Raw genomic sequence first — 20727 nt, forward strand, 5'->3', positions numbered from 1 at the left:
CTACAATCAGATTTCCATGGTTTCGGGATTCATCCATAATTTCATACGGGATAATACATCTTTGATATTCAGCGGTTTGCTGAGATAGTCCGAAGCACCTGCAGCAATACATTTCTCCCGATCCTCTTTCATGGCCTTGGCTGTCAGTGCAATAATCGGAAGCTGAGTCATGCCAAGCCGTTCACGGATCTGGCGAGTCGTCTCATAACCATCCAGTTCCGGCATCATAATATCCATCATGATAATATCAGGCTTGACTCCTCCACGCTCCAGCAATTCCAGACACTCGTACCCATTCTGAGCTGAAATGACATTCATGCCGTATTGCTCAAGAGCGTTAGCCAGCGCATATACATTTCGTATATCATCATCAACGACAAGCACTTGCCGACCACTGAGCAAAGACTCTTCCAGAGGTGTCAATAAAATATCCGATTGTTCGGAAGTCATTGAAGGAAGCTTATTAATCTCAGGTGCAGTGCTAGCCACCTCATTCAGGAACAACCGCGATACATTCATAGCCTCAGGTTCATCTCTTCGCAATGGCAGGAACAGCGTGAACACACTGCCATGTCCTTCACGACTTGTTGCCGAGATTGACCCCCCCAGCAAAGTTGCAAGCGATTGAGAGATCGACAGGCCAAGCCCTGTTCCGCCATATTTACGTGCCGTAGCCCCATCCGCCTGTTTGAATGCATCAAAGATCTGTAGAAGTTTGTTTTCCGCTATGCCAATCCCTGTGTCACTGACGGAGAAAGCAATCACGTCGGTCTCTTGGTCTTTCACCTCAGGATGAGCCAGACTCATTCTGGAGATCGTTAAGGCAACTTCACCCTCACTGGTGAACTTGAATGCGTTCGAGAGCAGATTTCGGAGAATCTGATGCATTCTCATCTCGTCAGTCACGATGGTTTCCGGTAAAGGACTTTGGAGCTGAATTCGGAAATCTATTTTTTTCTGCTCAGCTGTTTTCAGGAAATATTGATTCATGACTTCAGGCAGACTGCTCAGATAAACATCATCAAAATCCACTTCCATCTGCCCGGCCTCTACCTTGGATAAATCAAGAATATCATTAATCAGATTCAGCAGGTCTTTACCTGACTTGTGAATGACCGAAGCATAGTTCTGCTCTTCACTATTCAAGTGTTGATTTTTATTTTCAGACAAGATTTCGGATAAAATCAGCATGCTGTTGAGCGGTGTCCGCAGTTCATGAGACATGTTCGCCAAGAATTCGGATTTGTATCCCGAGCTTGTTCGTAACTGATCCGCCACAACTGCAAGTTCATTGGCTGATGTCTCAGCAGCACTCTTCTGTATTTCCAGGCGATCATTAAGCATATGAAGCTCTTCGGTCTGCATTTGCAGTTCTTCCGTCTGAGACAGCATCTCTTCGGTCTGAGCCTGAAGTTTCTCTGATTGTGCCTGTAGTTCTTCATTCAGAACTTGTGACTCATCATATAATTGCTGTAATTCCATGCGGGTGACGGTCGAGTGTAGTGAAACACCAAAAATGTCCGTCAGTTCTTGCATCAGCTTCATATCATTCTCTTGCAATGGCTTCATTGAAGCAAGCTCGATTACCGCAATCGTTCTGCCTTCGAACAGGATCGGTACTACAGTAAGTGATGTGGCAGATGTATACCCGAGCCCCGAAGAGATCCGGATATAGTTCTGCGGTAGATCATTCATGCGTAGAACTCGCTTCTCGACAGCACTTTGACCTACAAGCCCCTCACCCGGGGCAAGCGACACTTTACCGAGCGAACGTTCTTTCTCTCCATCCCCAGCATATGCAGCCACGCGCAGCAGTCGATTGTCTTTCCAGTAATATAAAACGCTATAGGGAACTTCAAACAACTTGGCAAGCTCGTTCAGGAACAAGCGGGACAATCCCTCCAGATTGGTCGGGTTCTGTAAGAGTGTGGCAATGCCTGTGATCTGGTCCTTGACCCGATTCTGTTCCTGTACTTCATCCAGTAATTTGTTGGTTTCGTGACCCAGGTCTCCTACTTCATCATGTGTCCGAACCTGGATCCGCTGCTTCAGGTTTCCACCTTTGGAGATATCACTGATGGTTTGCATAACATCTCGCAGCGTTTTGACGATATTTCCTGATATCACAATCGCAGCGGCAATGGATAATGCTGCAATAATACCCCACAGCGTGTACATAATCGTCAGTAGTGTGGAACTGCGTCTGGCAAGTTCAGTAACCCTCGCCTCGGTCAGAGCGATCTCTGTGTTACGGAAGGTTGTAAGTTGAGATCGCAGTAGATCAATTTCAGTTTTACCCGGATCAGATTGAAAGAATGCAACAACTTTCGCTTGATCCCCTTGCTTTTTCAAGTCCACCAACGGCTCCCCAGCAATCTCAATCCAGCGTGTAATATGAGCTTTGATGTTTTGCAGACTCTGCTGTTGTGAAGGATTATCGCTAATGAGAGCATTCAACTGATCATAGTTGGAACTCCACTGGGATAGGCCTTGGGAGTAAGGCTCCAAGTAACTTTCATTGCCTGTAATCATGAATCCACGCTGTCCTGTCTCCATGTTCAAGACATTTTTTTCAATCGCGTTGGTCAGATTATGTACTTCCAGATCATGATGGGAGATAAAATCATTTTCCTTCTGTAACACATTAATTTGGGCCGTCAGCACTAGCAGAACAGCACCAAACAAAAGCACAACCACAAGATAGCCCAATAAAATTTTGGAGCGTATCGTAAATCTTCTCGTTTTTGACAACGCGGAAACCTCCAAATATATACGAATCCATTCAATTAAATTAAAACGGTGCATATGTAGTTTATATGTATACGTATAGTCTGACAAGCTTTAAGTTCATCGATAAGCATAAGAAAAACGACCTACTTCAGCAGGTCGTCCTCATCATTGATCTATATTACTCATTTTAGCTTATTTTAGGCCTTTGGAGCGATCATTTTGGCTGGATCGACATATTGATCAAATTGCTCTTCGGTAAGCAGACCCGTTTGTAACGTCGCCTGTTTCAAAGACAAGCCTTCTTTATGTGCAAGCTTCGCAATTTTGGCTGCATTCTCATAACCAATATGCGGATTGAGCGCTGTAACCAGCATGAGTGAATTGTTCAGATTATGTTCAATCTGATCCAGGTTAGGCTCGATGCCTACGGCACACTTGTCATTAAACGCAATAATGGAGTCCGCCAGGAGTTGCACGGATTGTAAGAAGTTATAGATAATAACCGGTTTGAATACATTCAGTTCAAAATTACCCTGACTTGCCGCGAAACCAATCGCTGCATCATTACCCATGACCTGCGTAACCACCATAGTAATGGCCTCACTCTGCGTTGGGTTGACTTTACCCGGCATAATCGAGCTGCCTGGCTCATTCTCAGGAATACGGATCTCGCCCAATCCACTACGAGGCCCACTGGCCAACCAGCGGACATCATTGGCAATTTTCATCAAATCAGCTGCAAGCGCTTTAACCGCACCGTGCGCATATACAACTTCATCATGACTTGTAAGTGCGTGGAATTTGTTTGGTGCAGATACAAAATCTTTCCCCGTATGTTTGCCAATCTCCTTGGCAGTGAAGTCCCCAAAGTCCGGATGCGCATTAATGCCCGTTCCGACAGCTGTACCGCCGATTGCAAGCTCCTTCAGGTACTGTACACTTTCACGGATCATACGCTCACTCTTGCCCAGCATGGCTTCCCAACCACTGATCTCCTGACCAAGCGTAATTGGTGTTGCATCCTGGAGGTGGGTACGTCCAATCTTGATAATATCCTTGAATGCCTCCGACTTGTCTGCAAAAGTGGCTTTTAATACCGCAATGGCCGGCAAGAGTTGATCCTCAACAGCCAGAACACCTGCGACATGCAGAGCCGTTGGGAATGTATCGTTGGAGCTCTGGGACATGTTCACGTCATCATTCGGATGCAGACGCTCTTCCTTGCCCTTTTGCTCCAGCAGTTGGTTCCCCAGATTCGCAATCACTTCGTTCACGTTCATATTGGATTGTGTTCCGCTACCAGTCTGCCACACTACCAGTGGGAAATGGTCATCAATTCGGCCTGCAATAATCTCGTCTGCTGCATAAGCGATGGCATCGGACTTAGCCGCAGATAATTTACCTAATTTATGGTTACTGGCCGCAGCACTTTTTTTCAAAATGGCAAGGGCACGGATCACTTCCATCGGCATATGTTCACTGCCAATCGGGAAGTTCTCCTTGCTGCGCTGCGTCTGAGCTCCCCACAGCCTGTCGGCTGGTACTTTCATTTCGCCTAACGTATCTCTCTCAATGCGGTATTCCACTTGCTTGTCCTCCTCCAAAAAGATGGTTTGGGTCTCTACAAAGCTTGTGTATCTCGTCATATTATACATGATTTGCGAGCAGGTTTTCACCTTTTCGACAAAATTGTAAGCGTAGCGCAAAACGAGCGTGAATTATTTTTGTAATGCAATTGGATACAATCGGCTGCTTTGTTCGAATAGTTCACCTGGTTCCAGACCGACCAATCCGATTTCTTCTGCCGGGATGCCTTCAACATTAGGAGCGTTAACCAGGTTCATCTGTGGTTCAGGACAGAAGAATTCGCCACCCATGTTATTATTCCAGATCATCCAGTGCTTGTAGGATGTACCCACATCATATACCAGTTTGTCTCCAGTACGGTTGTCCGTAAGTTCCATATAGTTACGTCCATTCTGCGGTTCCGCAGTGTAATGGTTATCCATCGCTGCAAAGAACGGACTAACCCCGTCTTTCTTCAATTGTTCTTCCTCAGGTGTAAGCGGTTGAAATTGTCCTGTTGGCAGAGAACGCTCGTTCAATTCACGACGTTGTCCAATGGTAACTTTGGCCGTGTAATCCGAGGCTTGACTATCCGGTGCAAAAGGTACAGCAATTGCCGTATGGAATGCAAACAAATTCGGCATGTATTCCTTCCCGTTGTTGCGAACGATCAATTGTTGCTGAAGTCCTTGGCTACTCAATGAGTAACGAAGCGTCACCGTGAATGTAAACGGCAGGTACTGATGGAATGTATGTCCTTCTTTCACGTCCTGGCTAAGCAAGACATAGCTCTCTAGCTGGTCAGAACCATATCCCTCGACCTTCCACTCGGCATCATGCAAAAATCCATGCAAATGGTTACCTGTAGCCGGTTCGTTCACAGGCAACTGATAGACTTTACCATTCCAAGGGAAACGTCCATCCTCATAACGGTTCGGTGGAGAAAGAATCGGAATTCCATAGACCGCTGGTGCAGCCATAAACTCATCCATCTGATCCTGATTCGGCTCTCTCAAATAACGGAAACCCTTTTCTGTATCACGGAAAGCAACGAGGTTGGCACCCACGCTTGGAATAACTGCCGCTTCAAACTGATTAAAACGAAGCCAAATGGCCGGAATCCCTCCAAATTGTTCTTCAAATGCTGCATTTTGCTGTGTCATCGTTATATGTACCTCCTGCATACTAAGGTTATATTATACGGCTCGACTATATCATGCCCGAGCACAAAATACCAATCTATGATAGAGAACAAATTCATGATATAAAGACAAAAAAGACAGCTGCAATCCGCTGCGGCTGTCTCTGCTTGCTTTCATATGTTGGTTCAATTAATCCACATATTTGCCGTGATCCGGCACAGTGCTCTCTTCAAAGTCCAGATCAAGCCGCTTCAGGGATTCACTCAGCATATCTCCGCTCAAAGCATGCCCATGCCCGGTAATTGCAAGTTTCGGCTCCAGATGCCTTATATGCTGGACAGATTGATGAGCAGCCTGCCAATCGGTTGTAAAATAGGAAGGTGGGCCATGCAACTGTTTGTCCTGAAGCAACACACTCCACAGCGACTCCTGCTTCACTGTGATGATTGCGTCTCCCGCAATTAACAAACGGTCTGCTTCTCGAAACAGCGACACATGTCCAGGCGTATGACCTGGCGTGTGCACCCACTCCCATCCTGATAGACCTGGAACGGAATGATTTTTGGGTAAACTGAATATCCGATCATCCAGATTGATTGCCTCATTAGGATAAGCGAATGACAACCTGGACATTAGACCTCCACCTACAGAAGGGTCCGCTGGCGGGTAATCTTTTAATCCCGTTAAATACGGAATTTCAAGCGGATGAGCATACACTGGCACACCCCAGAATTGTTCCAGCTCAATAACGGTTCCTACATGGTCGAAGTGACCGTGTGTCAATATGATTGCAGATGGCGGACCTTGAAAACGTTCGCTTGCAACCTGAACAATATGATCTGTGAACCTCGCCATTCCGGTGTCCACGAGGACCCAGTTCCTGCTTCCTGGCTCTCCGATGAACACGACATTAACGAATAGTGTACGTAGACTGAGAATATCGGGCGCGACTTCTTCAAGTCCCGTCAACCCTTCTGTAATCAGATTGTCAGATGCCATTCACGGTTACCTCCCATTAGGCGGATTGTCTCTCTGGTTCCATCATCTCGTAGACTTCCCTTTTCTGGATCATCTATTCAACATTTCCAATAAAATAGACGGTATACACCCTGTTTCGGGCATACACCGTCTAGTATAGTCATCGACACAACACAATAGAACAAGAACATCTCGGCCAGTTAAGCCGGAAATGCCTCCAGAGCAGCATCGAGCAATTGATTGTACAGATCGTCATCATTCTCAAGCAGCTCGTCCATACGAAGTAACTCATCTTCATCTCCAGATTGCTCCGTGAAATGCAAGCTATAGTCCCAATCTTTTCCGTTCTTGCTCATGAAGGTAATTTCATATACTGACTTTTCGCCTTCTGTGCGGTAAACGGTATTTCCCACGTATCCTTTTTCACCTTCACGGCGCATTTCAGCACTTATAATTTCAATATTCACTATCATTCTCTCCTTTAATCTTTCATCTACAGTCGGTCTCCAACATTTCTGGTAAACCTAGTTTGGTAATTATTATTGGTTAATTGTACAATATATAACGTAGCAACGTATACCTTATTCAATGAAGGAACCATTCTGAGTCCTTACATAGTTGTAATGAGGATTATAATACGTGTTCAAAAGGTCCGTTATCAGTACCATAATAGCCAACAAGCTACGATATTATTATCACATTGGAGGAAAAAATAGCATGAATACTTTTGAAACGAATCTGCAGCAATATGCTGAACTGGCTGTACAAGTCGGTGTCAATGTCCATCCTGGACAGACACTTGTGGTTAACGCTCCAATCTCGGCAGCACATTTTGTACGACTGATTGTTAAAGCGGCTTACGGAAAAGGTGCGAAATTGGTCAAAGTAAACTGGAGTGATGAAACTGTTACACGTCTTCATTACGATCTTGCCCCTGATGAAGCCTTCTCCATTGAACCAAAATGGTTTGCAGCCGAAATGACTGAACTCGTTGAAGAAGGTGCCGCTATTCTGCACGTCATCGCTGAAAATCCGGATTTGCTGAACGGTGTAGCTCAGGAACGGATTGTTACCAGCCAAAAAGTGCGCGGCAAAGCGCTCGAAAAATATCGTTCTTATCAGATGGCTGACAAATTCAGCTGGTCTATCGTAGCCGTTCCTTCTCCTGAATGGGCAGCTAAAGTGTTCCCGGATCTGCCGGAAGCGCAACAAGTGGACCGCCTGTGGGATGTCATTTTCAAAACAGTACGGATCGGTGAACAGGATGCTGTTGCCGAATGGAAAACCCATTTGCAAAACCTGGATTCCCGCGCCGATCTGCTGAACAACAAGAAATACAAGAAGCTTCACTATACAGCTCCAGGCACAGACTTGACCATCGAACTTCCAGAAGGCCATATCTGGGTATCAGGTGGAAGTGTGAATGAGCAAGGACATGTCTTTATTGCCAATATGCCTACGGAAGAAGTATTCACGGCTCCGCTGAAAACGGGTGTTAACGGTACAGTGCGCAGCACGAAACCACTGAGCTACGGCGGCAACCTGATTGACGGTTTCTCACTAACATTCGAGAACGGCCGAATTGTTGACTATACCGCCGATCAAGGTCTCGATGCACTCAAAAACCTGATTGAGATGGATGAAGGTGCACACTATCTGGGTGAAGTTGCTCTCGTTCCACATCAGTCCCCAATTTCCGATACCAATATTTTGTTCTACAATACTTTGTTTGATGAAAATGCCTCCAACCATTTGGCGATTGGTAATGCCTATGCCTTCTGTCTGGAAGGTGGTAAAACGATGTCCAAAGAAGAGCTGATTGAACGTGGCATGAACTCAAGCCTCACTCATGTAGACTTCATGATTGGATCCGGAGAAATGAACATTCACGGCGTGACCTCCGAAGGCGCGGAAGAGCCGATCTTCCTGCAAGGAAACTGGGCATTTTAATCCCGTTTGATGTGATTTAGGAGAGAGGAGATTACTCCTCTCTTTTCCTGTGTCAACAGGTCAAAAATTCAACAATTGGAGGGAACTCATATGTTAAGTTTTGAACAAAAACTGGATCGTTACGCTGAACTGGCTGTAAGAGTAGGTGCTAACGTGCAACCAGGGCAAGTATTTGTCATCTCTGCTATGATTGATACCGCTGAATTCGTACGTTTGCTGGTACGTAAAGGATATGAAGCTGGAGCCAAGCAGGTGATTGTAAAATACGGAGATGAAACCGTCAATCGATTGCGGTTTGAGATGGCCCCTGAGGAATCCTTCCAAGAGCCGCCGAAATGGCATGCAGCGGAGCTTGAAGAATTGGCAGCCAATAATGCAGCCTTTCTGACCGTATTGTCATCCAGCCCTGACCTGATGAAAGGTATTGACCCTGAGCGGATCTCGACCCATCAGCGTACATTTGGTCAGGCGATGGCCAAGTACCGTCAGTATCAACAGGCGGATAAAATGAGCTGGACGGGTGTGGCTTGTCCTTCCCCCGATTGGGCAGCCAAAGTATTCCCGGATCTCCCGGCAGCTGAGCAGGTTAGCCAGTTGTGGGAAGCTATTTTTGCTGCGGTGAGAGCCGATCTTGAGGACCCCGTAGCGGCCTGGGAACAGCATATTGAACGACTGGATACCAAGGCTGTTGCACTGAATAACAAAAAGTATCAAGCATTACATTTCCTCTCTCCGGGGACGGATCTTACTGTAGAGCTTCCAGAAGGTCATATCTGGGCGCAGGCGGGTAGCGTGAATGAGCAAGGCACCCCTTTTGTTGCGAATATCCCGACAGAGGAAGTATTCACCGCTCCAGCCAAGCATGGCGTAAACGGCAAAGTGTCCAGCACCAAACCACTTAGCTATGGCGGCAGTATCATTGATCGTTTTTCACTCACATTCGAGAACGGACGTATCATTGATTTTCATGCTGAAGAAGGTCAGGATACGCTGGAAAGACTCATTTCCATGGATGAAGGATCTCATTACCTCGGCGAAGTCGCTTTGGTTCCCTTCCATTCACCGATCTCTGAGAGTGGTATCCTGTATTACACTACATTGTATGATGAGAATGCGTCTTGCCATCTTGCGATTGGCAGTTCCTATGCATTCAATATCGAAGGTGGCAAAACGATGTCTCCTGAAGAACTTGCAGCCCGTGGCATGAACACCAGCATCACCCATGTGGACTTCATGATGGGCTCTCCCGAGACGGACATCTACGGTATTACGGCAAACGGCGAACGTGAAGCCATCTTCCTTAAGGGAGACTGGGCATTCTAACTGATCACGGAGAGTTATCTCCTGTAATGTATACTCTCTGAACAGTCGAAAAGGCTGTCTTGCAACCATGTATTCATGGTTCGCGAGACGGCCTTTTATTAATTTTCAGTAAACTTTCCCGCATGTTATACACACTTCCCTCATCTGGTTTTTCCCGGACCAACCTCCCATTGTATCGTTTCCATATTATGTTGTAAAATGTAATGATACCAATGTTTGTGGATTGTTCACCAGAAAGGAGAACATCATGGCCAATCGGCTTCAGTTACTACTAGCCTCAGATTTCCATAATTTAGGCTCTGCACTTCAAGAAGAAGTGTATTATGAATATTATAATATGGTACATGGTCTTATCGTTTATATCATCAAGGAGCGTGCTGCAGCAGAAGATATTATTCAGGAAGCTTTTATCAAAATCATTAAAAACAAACCCATCTTTGAAGACGAGGTCAAACTGAAAGCCTGGCTCAAGGTCGTCACGCGGAACACAGCTATTAATTATCTGAGAAAAAATAAAAATAACCGTAACCAAGTGGATACGGATAGTGTTTTTATAGATATGGAGACGATGAATCAGACGGCAGCTTCCGTGGAAAGCATGGTAGAAACGCAGATGATGGAAGAGTCCATTGAATATTATCTCAGACAGCTCAAACCGGAATATCGTGTATTGGTGGAGTTACGGTGGAAAAAAGGTCTCTCCTACCGAGAAATGGCCGAACTGCTGGATACCTCCGAAGACATTGTGAAGCAACGCTTGTTCAGAGCCCGTGGCAGTATCAAGAAGAAATTACATAAGGAATGGGGTGGAAGCATTGAGCAAAGGCAAGTCCGATAAAAACGTGGAGCGATTCGATTCAGAGCTGGAAGACGAATATTTCGACGCTGCGTTTGACCTGGCTTTTGATGAAGCTTTCCATCAGGCCGTCTCTGCCCCTTCCGCCTCCCATACCGAATCCATGCAGCAATCCTGGCAGAAGGTACACAAGGAAATTAACAGAATCGGTTTACGTAAAAAAAGAATACGTACCTTGCGACTTTCAGTTGTCGTTGCGGCTTCCGTGACCATCGGGGCCGTTATTTTCAGCCTGCCGTCCGGTACGCAAGCGGTATCCCCATTTGTGCAATCCATCAAGGATTGGGGTAATGGCATGAAATCCATTGTCATCGAGGATCGCACGACCCATCTGGGGGCTGATCCGTCAACAGCCAAAACGCCTCCACCACCGGAAACCAGCTTAGACGACATTCTTAAAGTACAAGAAGAAGAGGCTCTTAATACACCTTCGTATGAGTTATCGAGCCATCTATTTCGTCCAGTACTTGTTACGGAAGAGATTGCACGCGAAGGGTTCATGGGTGACTTTCTGTTATCCAAGGCCATTCCCGAGCGATTCAACAAGGTCAAATTCGAACTCGTGCTCGATACTGAAAACCCTGTGAATCCAGACGATTATTATGAGTCCACACAAATGAGAGTTCAATATACCAGTGAAGGCAAGAGCATAGAGGATGAGATCATCCAGTTTGATTATGTCTATGTCATGCCTGGGGAGAAAATTGAAGGGGCCATGCTTCGTGATATGAGCACCGTAAAGCTAGCGGATGGCTCGGAAGCACTGATGTATATCGGCCCACCCTATAACTCCTTTCAGTGGATGATGGGTTCCAACAATATGAGTCTTTTTGGCACCCTTTCGGAAGAAGAAATGACTGCTATTGCCAACGATTTTCAAGAGCAGAAGTTTCCCGGCAGCACCCGTCGATAAGATCAGAATAACACGGTGCCAGAGACATGTTTGCTTGTTTCCGTGGTACTTCCATCATACGCTGTATGAATACTGGTAACGCGATAATAATATCCTGGCATAACGGTCCAATCCGATGCGGCATTAAGTAAGTTTGTATTCGTTGCATTGTTGGAATTCGTTTTAAAAGTTACCCATGCTGTTCCTGTCCAGCGCTCAAGTCGATAATCTACGGAAAGTGTCTTCATTGCTGTATATGTCATGGTCTTGGTATTGACGATAGCCGATAGTCCACCCCCAGGAATGAGTGCACCGACCGCTTGATAGATATGTCCAAGTTCTCGAGTGGTAGCAAGCGAATGGATGGATGGTTCTGGCGGTGGCGGAGCTGTAAGGGCACCAGAGGACACGTTGATCATCGGGCTTGCAACGGCTGGTTCGGACGTAGGTATAGCCAGGATTGTTGGCACCATTAACAAGGCAACAAAGGTTATTTTTAGCATAGATGCTGCACTCTTATTATTCATTTTCCGCATATTGATCCATCCTCCGCTTCCATACTTGATTTTGTGTAAGGGTATAAACGGACGGATCAGGTGACAGGTTTCAAAAAAAAATTAGACGCTCCGATGTTTCTGTCGGCAGCGTCTTTTGTCTTTGCATGCATCTCCAGCATGGTTGAAACCTAGATTATTCCAGCCCGTATGTATTGGGTAATGGATACACGAAACCATATTAACCAATAAGATTTGCAAATGAGGTATGTAACTTGAGTAAATTTCAATCCAAATCCAAAAGGCATCGTCACAGCTCCAATCCGAATGAACTACATATCGAAGTTTCCGGCTCGTTCAAACGTTGGCTTGTTATCTTGGTGAGTGCGCTTACCGCAGGGACCTTAATATATTTATTGGCTACAGCCCGTGAAAGCTGGATAAGTATGGGGATTGACCGCTATGTATTGCCCTTTATGATCTGGGGACTTGTACTGTCTCCCATCCTTGCTTTTCTTTTCCTCAAGCAGAGCGGTCGCACCCTCTCCCATGTCCAATTTTTACGTGTTTTCGGGATTGCTTTCTGCCTTCTGCCTCTGGTACTTCTGTTTTATGTGTTACCTGTAACATTTGGCATGGTGAATGATCACCTAACCCAGTATAAGCAAAATCCGGTGTTATCCACTACTAAGGTGGGGGACTACAATTCTTACGAGGTTACTTTCGTTGATATGTACGACATCATTACTATTAAAACACCAACAACAACCCAATCCACTCGAAAAAAGCTGAATATCCAGCATGATCTCGCTCCTGGAGAGAATGTTTACGTCACTTATAAGCGAATTGATATCAAAAATAGCTTTGTCACGGAGAACCGTTATGCTGATATTGTCATTCATGCACCCAAAGAATCATGAGTATGCAAAGAAGCTGTACGTTGACCATTACGTCACCATACAGCTTCATTCGTTACAATTTCGATCTGGCTACGCGCCTTCTTCTTCAACCAACAGTTCCAGCTTAATCACATTTACTCGGGAAATCCGCTTATGCTCTGTCTCTTGAATGACAAATACATAACCCCCATACTCAACCGATTGACCGACCTCAGGTGGAATGGCATCTACTCTGGAGTATAACCAGCCCCCGATTGTATCGTAATCGGCACGATCCATCTCCAGTCCAAATCGTTCGCTGACTTCTTCAATCAACATCAAACCATCAATGGAGTATTCCATCTCATCCACTTGCTCAATGGCAGGACGCTCTTGGTCGAACTCATCCTGAATCTCACCAACGATCTCTTCCATGATATCTTCAAGCGTGACAAGCCCGGAGGTTCCGCCATATTCATCAATCAGAATCGCAATCTGTGTCTTGCTACGCTGCATCCGCTTGAGCAGATCACTGATCAGGGTGGTATCTGGCACAGCCAGGATGGGCCGGATTACGGAGATGGTATCCGTAAGTTGGGATCGCATCAGATCCTTAATGTGAATAAAGCCGATAATATGATCCTTGTCTCCGTTATATACCGGATACCTTGTTCGCATACTTTCGCTGGCAATCTCCAGATTCTCCAGCATGGACTCATTGGCATTCAGACAGATCATTTCCGTCCGCGGAATCATAATTTCACGGGCGGTTGTATCCGTAAAATCAAATATATTATCAACAAGTGCTAATTCAGTGTTATCAATTAAACCGCTCTTATTGCTTTCTTTCATGAGAATACGTAATTCATCTTCACTATGCGCGTCGTCCATCTCCGAAGCTGGTGCCATTCGGAACAGTCTCAACAAGCCGTTAGCCATACCGTTCAGTGCCCATATGAATGGATACATTAACTTGTAGAAGAACGTTAGCAAAGCCGCAGACCACAACGTGATCGTCTCAGACTTTCGAATCGCCATCGTTTTGGGAGCAAGTTCTCCCAGTACAATGTGCAAGATCGTAATAATCACAAATGCAATGGCAATAGAGATTCCATGAACGTAGACTGGTCCCAGTCCAAATGCGGTAAACATGGGCTCTAACAGATGTGCAATTGCCGGTTCTCCCAGCCACCCGAGTCCCAGTGAAGCCAAAGTTATACCTAGTTGGCAAGCTGATAGATATGCATCCAGATTACGTACGATATTGGAAGCATAGATGGCATTTTTGTTGCCTGTTTCCACCAAAGCCTCAATCCGGCTTCCACGAACTTTCACCATCGCGAATTCCGCCGACACAAAGAAACCATTCATTAATACAAGTAAACCAATGATTACTAAATTTAAAATACTCGGTAAGGGGTCACTCAAATTTTCATCCTATTTGCCGTCATTCTTCGGCAAATAGGTCCACCTCCTTCGAAAATGTAGGATATTTGCCATTCTGCCGCTCATATGCAATTTCAACTTCCCAATGCTTCCACCTCCATCTTGTTCTGTCGAATAAAAAAGATATGCTTCTTTTATTATATAATTCTACACTACACAGTCAATCCGTGTCCTATGACAACGAAATGGCACAAACGCCTTATTTCTTTAACAAAAGTCTCAATTACGCTGTTTTTTTAACATTTCACAAACAATGATCTACCATAACCAAACCAAAGAGAGCATCCTCGCTCATGCTTCGACATGGCTGGATACTCTCTTTTTGCAATACTTTATTTTCTCAGATTCTATCCACTGATTACGATGTCGACTCAATCTCCACTACGGTTTCCGAAGCGGGGTTCCAGCGCCACTTGGCTTGTTTCCCGCTTGCGTTATGCAATCCACCGATCCAGAATTCATCCTGCTTCAGCAGTGCCCAATCGACTTCTTCATTCAACACCTGAATTCCGAGTTCCGTTAGCGACAGGACTCCGTCACGGAATTTTTCATCATGCTGCTTGAAATCAGGGAAAGTTGTTGCACCGCTCATCTGAAGTAAAGCATGAGGTCCTTCTGTCATCCGCTTCAGATGTGCCCAGTATTCAAGATCACCCATCCCGAGAATATGCAGCTTGTCCCCTACCTCGCGAAATAATGGATACGGATGCTCTACCCCTGCTCTAATGGTCTCCAGTGTGGTCTGCTCAATCAGCCCCAGACCGTTCGATACAGATGGCAGACGGGACAAATGTGCCTTAAAGGCAGCTTTCGCAAAGGGTAGTGCAGAAGTGTCTGCCTGCAAGTAATCCAGATGATGCCGGAAATCAGTCGACGTATAGGCTTCCCAGAACTGTGCACCGGCTTGTAACTCGTTTCTCTCAATCACATGCCAACTGCCGGACAGACGTTCAATCTGTGTGGAGGTAAGCTGTCCCAGTCCTCTAAAGTGCTCAATCTCTGGATACGAGTCAATACAGAGTAAATTCAGTTTCGTATTCTGGAGTGCTTGTCCTTTGAAATAATGCAATAGATAAGATAACATCGTCTGATCATAGAGATCGTATTCGAACCATAAGACAATTTCCTTGTATTGTTGAAACGAATTCAACTTACGTTCAAGTTCCTCAATCTTCAAGTATTCCGCCTGTGGAATGCCCAACTGCTGCTCTAACACCGATGCCCGAGTCTGCCGCTCCTTCGTATCTCCCATCTCTTTGGCTACCGGGCCGAACGTGTACAACTCTCTCCATACCAGGATGTCTCCCTGAATTCCACTCTCTCTTAAACGATTGGCAGCGTGATCCCCATTCATAATGTGTAACAATCCTTTTCCTCCTTCATACAAGTCACTGAATACAGAGACCAGATCCTTTACAGGCATAGAGCGCTTGAGTTTGGATCGGGCATCGAACAGTCTTTTCTTTAATGTAGGTACCTTGACCCCAAGGAAATCCGATATTTCCTTGAGCGAGTATCCTTCCAAATAAAACAGTTCAACAGCAATCCGCATCGATGATGGCAGTATTGCAATGGAATCACGCAGCGTACGACGCATTTCATTTTGCACCGCTTGTTTTTCCGGATTATGCGCCTGATCCTCTTCATGGAATACATGCTCCAGCTCCTGAACTGGAATCATGGTATGTTGCTTGCGTCTTAGCCAGCGATAACACTGCCTCTCCACGATCACCTTGAACCACCCGGGAAAAGCCTCAGGAGCTTCCAGCTTGGACAGATTGCCAAAGGCTTCAGTAAATGCTTCCTGTACGACATCTTCAGCCCAAAATGTATCCCCCAGTCGGTGATAGGCAACAGCAAGAGCCATCCCGCGATATTGAGACATCAGTTGTGCGTAAGCTTCAGGTTCGCCCTTCATCGCTCCTTCAATCCATGAATTCAATGCTATGGACTCCCTTCATATAAGCATGCTGCTTGTTCTATTCATGTATAAGTGCCATGTTATCGCCAAAAGGTTACGTATGACTCTAAACCTAGAGTAACCTTCGTATATATGTTTATGTAAAAAGCTGTCCTGTCTGCGGATTACCTCCACATTCAGGACAGCAAAGTGTATCAGTATGTGTTAGACATGTCAGTTATCAATCAACATGATGAGGTGCCAATGATTATCTGCTTGGAGCTTGCGGGTAATTGCCTACCACTCCTGGATATTGATACAACAACGGCTCATCAAATGTAGCATAGTCGAAGTTGACCATCAACAGCATGATCCGTCTTCCTGTCTTCGGGTCACTGATGATAATATGGTCACGGCCCGCTGCTTCAATAATACCTTGGAATATGCGAGCGTTCCATTCTTTATTGCCTTCATATGTCATGTAGAACGTACCGAATTTACCAAGGTTCAGACGTAAAATATTCTCAATGTATGACTGCTCAAACTGTGGAGCTGTTGTTGTAATCACTGCACCCGTTGGTGTCATTGGGCTTCCACTGGATACGAGTGGAGGTACACTTGTCGAGCTTGGTGATACCATCCCTGGCGTTGGTGACATGGCAGGCATTCCGTTACCAATTTTGTAAGACGTACCTTGAACCTGAGAATTGGCTTGTTGACCCAACACGGAATTCGATTGCTGACCCAGTGTTTGAGTCGTTGGTTGATAAGGCTGATTGATCATGGTGATTCCTCCCAAAATTTAATATACTTCCGGACAGTCATCGCCTGTCGGACTGAAGAAACAATGCGCTTTGAAACGTCCTGTATTTTGCTGGTCATACCACGTTGGTGGGCAGTCGCCCACAGGTCGGAAAAACCACAATGAATTGCTCGCTGGCCAGATGCGCTCTCCATTGATCACCCGTTGTGCGAGACGAATCTCGGACTGTCTTGCCCGTTGGTAAAAGTACCCCTTCTGTGTTGACTCGTAGCCTCCTGGATTCTGGAATACCATACGATTGATATCGCGAATATCCTTAAAATCCAGACAATCCACCAGCACCCGGTTCACACCTACATTGCCCACAAGCAACATACCCTGATCGCCGTCACCTTCAGCCTCTGCCCTCATGAGCCTAGCCAGCAGCTTGACGTCCTCTGAGTTGGCTTTAATAACAGCCATAGTCTGTTTCCTCCCTTGTTTCAGCTGTTCATCACCGTACATCGTATTGTGCAGGAGCCCATTCGGTGACACGATTCCATCTTTTTTCCATAAAAAAAAGCCCGGAACCTCACCCAAGGTGAAGTCCCGAAGCAACTCGTTTCTTATAATACTCGCCTGTTTAAGGCTTGGCTTCAATCCAATAATCGTAGGCATGAACAATGTTGCCTTGGTAAGCCTGATGTTCGGCCAGCAGATCCGGAAGCTTGGCAAGCTGAAGTTCCATCTCCGCTGCCCCTTTTTCATAAAAAGAAATATGAGGACCTTCATGGTTCTGCTTCATTTCTACCGAAATCATCAACCTTTTTCCCAAACGATCCGCGATCTCCATCTCCTGACTCACAACAGCAGCAATCCCATTGGAACCTTCGGCGTTGTTACGGAAAGCCATCAGCGACACATGATCGAGTGTACGGATCATAAACTCCGCTACAGATGTATCTTTTCCTGGCAACGCGAAGCTATCCAGCCATACAGCAAGGTCTGCGCTTGTTTCAAGATCACTGTCCTTCTTTGTTTCTTCCTGGAAAAATGTAATGTTGGCAGCCCATTCGGTCAATAAGGTGTCCCGACTATTCTCCCACTCTGGCAAAGTGTACGGCTCAATATCCAGATGGATGCCTTCAAATCGTTCATCCGGCTCGGATTCAGCATTATAGTTTTTCACATAATCAATCAACCGCTGAATGCGTGGACGATTCTCCTTTTTGCCCCAGATCGGGTGTCCACCCATCGCGTGGATCTCAATGCCCTGCGCTTTTGCCCGTTTCACAAAACTGCGATAACTGGAATAGGGTTGATCCAGGTCCAAACGGACATACAACCAGTTAATATTCTGCTCTCTAGCAAACGCTAGTATGTGCTCTCCCCCGTCATTCGTCACCTGAGAGGCCTCCCAGATATATGTTCCCCGAATCTCTGGCTGATTGGATGGAATCTCCGGTGATGGCAGTTCTGACGGCTCCAGTTGTCCCCAGTATACGATGTCATGTACAGCAGAACCGGCGTAAGAAGTATGTCCGCTGAATGCGGAGGCAACTTCTTCAATAACACTTTCCAGTTGTGCTGCACCTTTACCAGCAAATGTCGTGAACTCCTCGCCAGGCATGGGCTTGGTGTTCAACCCAACCGTGACGCTCACATTGCTAGCATCTGCCCAGTTCATTTCCTGTTCAATCAAACGTATGACACCATTGTTCCCTTGCGCATTATCACGGTAAGCGAGTAAAGTGACATGCTCCACTCGTTCAATGAACCAACGTGACAATGGTTCGTTATCTGCATCCTCAGAAACTCTATTTCCTGTGACGGTGTACGAATCCAGCCAAAATGGCAGGTCAATATTCACTGCAACTGCGCCATCCTGTCTCACTTGCTCAAATAACAGATTCATATTGGCTACCCAGGATTGCACCAGTGGCTTGGCATCTTCTTGCCAGGCTGGTAACACATAGGGCTTGATATCCAGATGTATGGCATCAAATTGCTCGTTGGGCTCAGCAGCTTGATTGTAATCACTTACCCACGACGCTAATCTGAGCATGGGGCCTTCACGGCCACTGAGTGCCCAGGATGGATCGCCTCCCAGCGCTTCAACCGCAATACCCGCACGGCTTGCTTTGGCTATAAACGTCTGGTATACCTCCTTGGACAGCGTCATGTCTACATTCACGTACAGCCTGTTTATCTTATGTTTAGCTGCATTGGCCAACAGCTCATCTCCGTTGCTAACAGACTGTGCCTGCCATACCCAGGCCGCCCGTATATCTGCGCCGTCTGCTTCAGCAGGTGACTCATTCCCTATCATTATCATCCCTCCGATCAGCAGTAACAGCCAAAATACCTTCCGGGATTGTTTCCCGAACATATACTCCCTCCATTCCTCTACTGTTGTAAAATCACATTTATTATAGCAACCGAGTTATTAAAAACAAATAAGCCCAAGTGCTTAACTTGGGCTTATTACTCTTATGTTGGAAAATCTTAGGGGTCGCCCGGCTCAATCCCGGTTCTAGTCCTCATATATCATTTTTCGGGTCATACCTCCATCAATAACGAGGTTGGTCCCTGTGACAAAGGTATTGCTTGGGTCAGATAAATATAAACAAGCACGGGAGATATCCGAAGGAACACCCACACGACCGGAGGGATGCTGTTCATGATCCTCCTTTTTCAATTTCTCCACGTCTCCTGTCTCAATCCATCCCGGACTGATACAATTGACCCGAATTTGGTCCTTGCCCAGTGAGACCGCCAGCGCATGCGTCAGAGCTACAATCGCTCCTTTGGATGCGGCATAAGCTTCGGTATCCGGTTCAGACATCAGTGCACGGGTAGAAGCCATGTTGATAATGGCACCTCCATGTTCATTGCTTTTCATATGTTTGGCTGCTTCCCGACTCGCCAAAAAGCAACTTCTCACATTGGTATTGAGCACATCATCCCATTCTTCCAGCGTTAATTCATAGGGGGACTTCCATTTTGCGAGTCCTGCATTATTCACCAGAACATCAATTTGTTTGAATTCTTCCACGGTTGTCCGAAAAAGATTCGTAATATCCTGCTCGCTCCGAACATCACATTGCACAAAAATGGCTTCTCCGCCTTCATTACGAATGGAAGCTGCGGCTGCGGCACCCTCGGCTTCCTTGTGATCGGCAAGTACAACTTTGGCTCCAGCGACCGCATAAGCCTCAGCCACACTTCGTCCTATTCCCTGAGCGGCCCCGGTTACAACAACGACCTGATCTGTAAATGACATATTGATTGCCTCCTCTATTGTAATGATCCTTCGATCATAATCTTATAAGCCTCTTCTTATATAAAAACACGTTAGGCCCATTAAGAAACGCTTGTCCAACAAATAATCAAAAAAAACTCACGCCATTCTGGCGTAAGCTGCTCAGTTTAACCACGTAGGCGTTCGGAATATACGCGATTATATCGCTCGAAGCCTACATAACGCGTTCCTTTGAACGAGAGCCGTCCTTCGTCCCCCTCAGCACACAAACCATACTCTTCGCCATTGACTCTGAATTCGAGCCGATCTCCACTTTCTACTTCAAAGGTGACGTAATATAACGTTCGTGCTGTACTGCCTGGTTCAGATTGCGACTGACTCATCTTCATCCGTCTGCTGGTGATTCGTGAAGGCACGGTCAATAGCGGCTCCGAGTTGTTGCGTCCCCACCTCCATACCTCCTTTCCCATCGACAGAAGGACTATACCTATAATCAGAACAAATACAACCGGAAAGACGGTTCCAAACAAATCAAACATCCAAGATGATTCAATGCCCATGTCTCTCC

The 20727-nt window shown here is 46.0% G+C and carries 18 protein-coding genes; 5 read left to right on the forward strand and 13 right to left on the reverse strand.

From position 1 onward, the window contains the following. Positions 1 to 6: 6 nt before the first annotated feature. The 5 genes from V6669_RS17220 to V6669_RS17240 all read right to left on the reverse strand — a co-directional run bounded on the left by V6669_RS17220 (position 7) and on the right by V6669_RS17240 (position 6883). Positions 7 to 2751, reverse strand: coding sequence for a CHASE3 domain-containing protein (locus tag V6669_RS17220; RefSeq protein ID WP_338587142.1), 2745 nt, complete (start codon positions 2749 to 2751; stop codon positions 7 to 9). 176 nt (positions 2752 to 2927) lie between these two features. Then, a complete protein-coding gene (gene fumC / locus V6669_RS17225; protein WP_074095411.1) occupies positions 2928 to 4316 on the reverse strand; it encodes a class II fumarate hydratase in 1389 nt (462 codons plus the stop codon). A gap of 132 nt (positions 4317 to 4448) precedes the next feature. After that, the gene (locus tag V6669_RS17230) at positions 4449 to 5459 is read right to left on the reverse strand and encodes an aldose 1-epimerase (RefSeq protein WP_338587145.1); all 1011 of its coding nucleotides are present in this window, start codon (positions 5457 to 5459) and stop codon (positions 4449 to 4451) included. Positions 5460 to 5627: 168 nt separating this feature from the next. After that, positions 5628 to 6437, reverse strand: coding sequence for an MBL fold metallo-hydrolase (locus V6669_RS17235; RefSeq protein ID WP_338587146.1), 810 nt, complete (start codon positions 6435 to 6437; stop codon positions 5628 to 5630). A gap of 179 nt (positions 6438 to 6616) precedes the next feature. Beyond that, positions 6617 to 6883 (reverse strand): hypothetical protein, encoded by a 267-nt coding sequence (locus V6669_RS17240; RefSeq protein WP_338587148.1) that lies wholly within the window; start codon positions 6881 to 6883, stop codon positions 6617 to 6619. A gap of 250 nt (positions 6884 to 7133) precedes the next feature. On the opposite strand from V6669_RS17240, the gene V6669_RS17245 reads away from it, so the two are divergent. The 4 genes from V6669_RS17245 to V6669_RS17260 all read left to right on the forward strand — a co-directional run bounded on the left by V6669_RS17245 (position 7134) and on the right by V6669_RS17260 (position 11458). Next, positions 7134 to 8366 carry an aminopeptidase gene (locus V6669_RS17245; protein ID WP_338587150.1) on the forward strand — a complete coding sequence of 411 codons (1233 nt, stop codon included), beginning with the start codon at positions 7134 to 7136 and terminating at the stop codon, positions 8364 to 8366. A 90-nt stretch (positions 8367 to 8456) separates the two neighbouring features. Next, entirely contained in the window at positions 8457 to 9689 is a 1233-nt protein-coding gene (locus V6669_RS17250) for an aminopeptidase (protein ID WP_338587151.1), read from the forward strand. 247 nt (positions 9690 to 9936) lie between these two features. Continuing rightward, positions 9937 to 10527 (forward strand): sigma-70 family RNA polymerase sigma factor, encoded by a 591-nt coding sequence (locus tag V6669_RS17255; protein ID WP_338587152.1) that lies wholly within the window; start codon positions 9937 to 9939, stop codon positions 10525 to 10527. Next, positions 10505 to 11458 carry a hypothetical protein gene (locus V6669_RS17260; RefSeq protein ID WP_338587153.1) on the forward strand — a complete coding sequence of 318 codons (954 nt, stop codon included), beginning with the start codon at positions 10505 to 10507 and terminating at the stop codon, positions 11456 to 11458. Before V6669_RS17255 ends, V6669_RS17260 begins: the two co-directional genes overlap by 23 nt. 2 nt (positions 11459 to 11460) lie before the next feature. Here V6669_RS17260 and V6669_RS17265 read toward each other — a convergent pair whose 3' ends face one another. Next, entirely contained in the window at positions 11461 to 11973 is a 513-nt protein-coding gene (locus V6669_RS17265; RefSeq protein WP_338587156.1) for a hypothetical protein, read from the reverse strand. A 233-nt stretch (positions 11974 to 12206) separates the two neighbouring features. Between V6669_RS17265 and V6669_RS17270 the strand changes: the two genes are divergently transcribed. Further along, positions 12207 to 12851 (forward strand): hypothetical protein, encoded by a 645-nt coding sequence (locus tag V6669_RS17270; protein ID WP_338587158.1) that lies wholly within the window; start codon positions 12207 to 12209, stop codon positions 12849 to 12851. Between the two features lie 69 nt (positions 12852 to 12920). On the opposite strand, the gene V6669_RS17275 is transcribed toward V6669_RS17270, so the two are convergent. From V6669_RS17275 to V6669_RS17305, 7 genes are all read right to left on the reverse strand, one after another. Beyond that, a complete protein-coding gene (locus V6669_RS17275; protein WP_338587159.1) occupies positions 12921 to 14237 on the reverse strand; it encodes a hemolysin family protein in 1317 nt (438 codons plus the stop codon). A 376-nt stretch (positions 14238 to 14613) separates the two neighbouring features. Then, positions 14614 to 16197, reverse strand: coding sequence for a sigma-70 family RNA polymerase sigma factor (locus tag V6669_RS17280; protein ID WP_338587160.1), 1584 nt, complete (start codon positions 16195 to 16197; stop codon positions 14614 to 14616). Between the two features lie 226 nt (positions 16198 to 16423). Continuing rightward, positions 16424 to 16822 (reverse strand): spore coat protein GerQ, encoded by a 399-nt coding sequence (gene gerQ, locus V6669_RS17285; RefSeq protein ID WP_235193948.1) that lies wholly within the window; start codon positions 16820 to 16822, stop codon positions 16424 to 16426. Between the two features lie 135 nt (positions 16823 to 16957). Continuing rightward, positions 16958 to 17380, reverse strand: coding sequence for a cell wall hydrolase (locus tag V6669_RS17290; RefSeq protein ID WP_036613979.1), 423 nt, complete (start codon positions 17378 to 17380; stop codon positions 16958 to 16960). Between the two features lie 160 nt (positions 17381 to 17540). Continuing rightward, positions 17541 to 19226 (reverse strand): hypothetical protein, encoded by a 1686-nt coding sequence (locus tag V6669_RS17295; RefSeq protein ID WP_338587162.1) that lies wholly within the window; start codon positions 19224 to 19226, stop codon positions 17541 to 17543. Between the two features lie 204 nt (positions 19227 to 19430). Continuing rightward, positions 19431 to 20180, reverse strand: coding sequence for a glucose 1-dehydrogenase (locus V6669_RS17300; RefSeq protein WP_076250310.1), 750 nt, complete (start codon positions 20178 to 20180; stop codon positions 19431 to 19433). Positions 20181 to 20326: 146 nt separating this feature from the next. Then, on the reverse strand, positions 20327 to 20719 hold the full coding sequence (locus V6669_RS17305; RefSeq protein WP_338587164.1) for a DUF2500 domain-containing protein: 393 nt from the start codon (positions 20717 to 20719) through the stop codon (positions 20327 to 20329). Between the last annotated feature and the right edge of the window lie 8 nt (positions 20720 to 20727).

This window comes from Paenibacillus sp. Y5S-9 (assembly GCF_036894235.1).
Taxonomy (GTDB): Bacteria; Bacillota; Bacilli; order Paenibacillales; family Paenibacillaceae; genus Paenibacillus.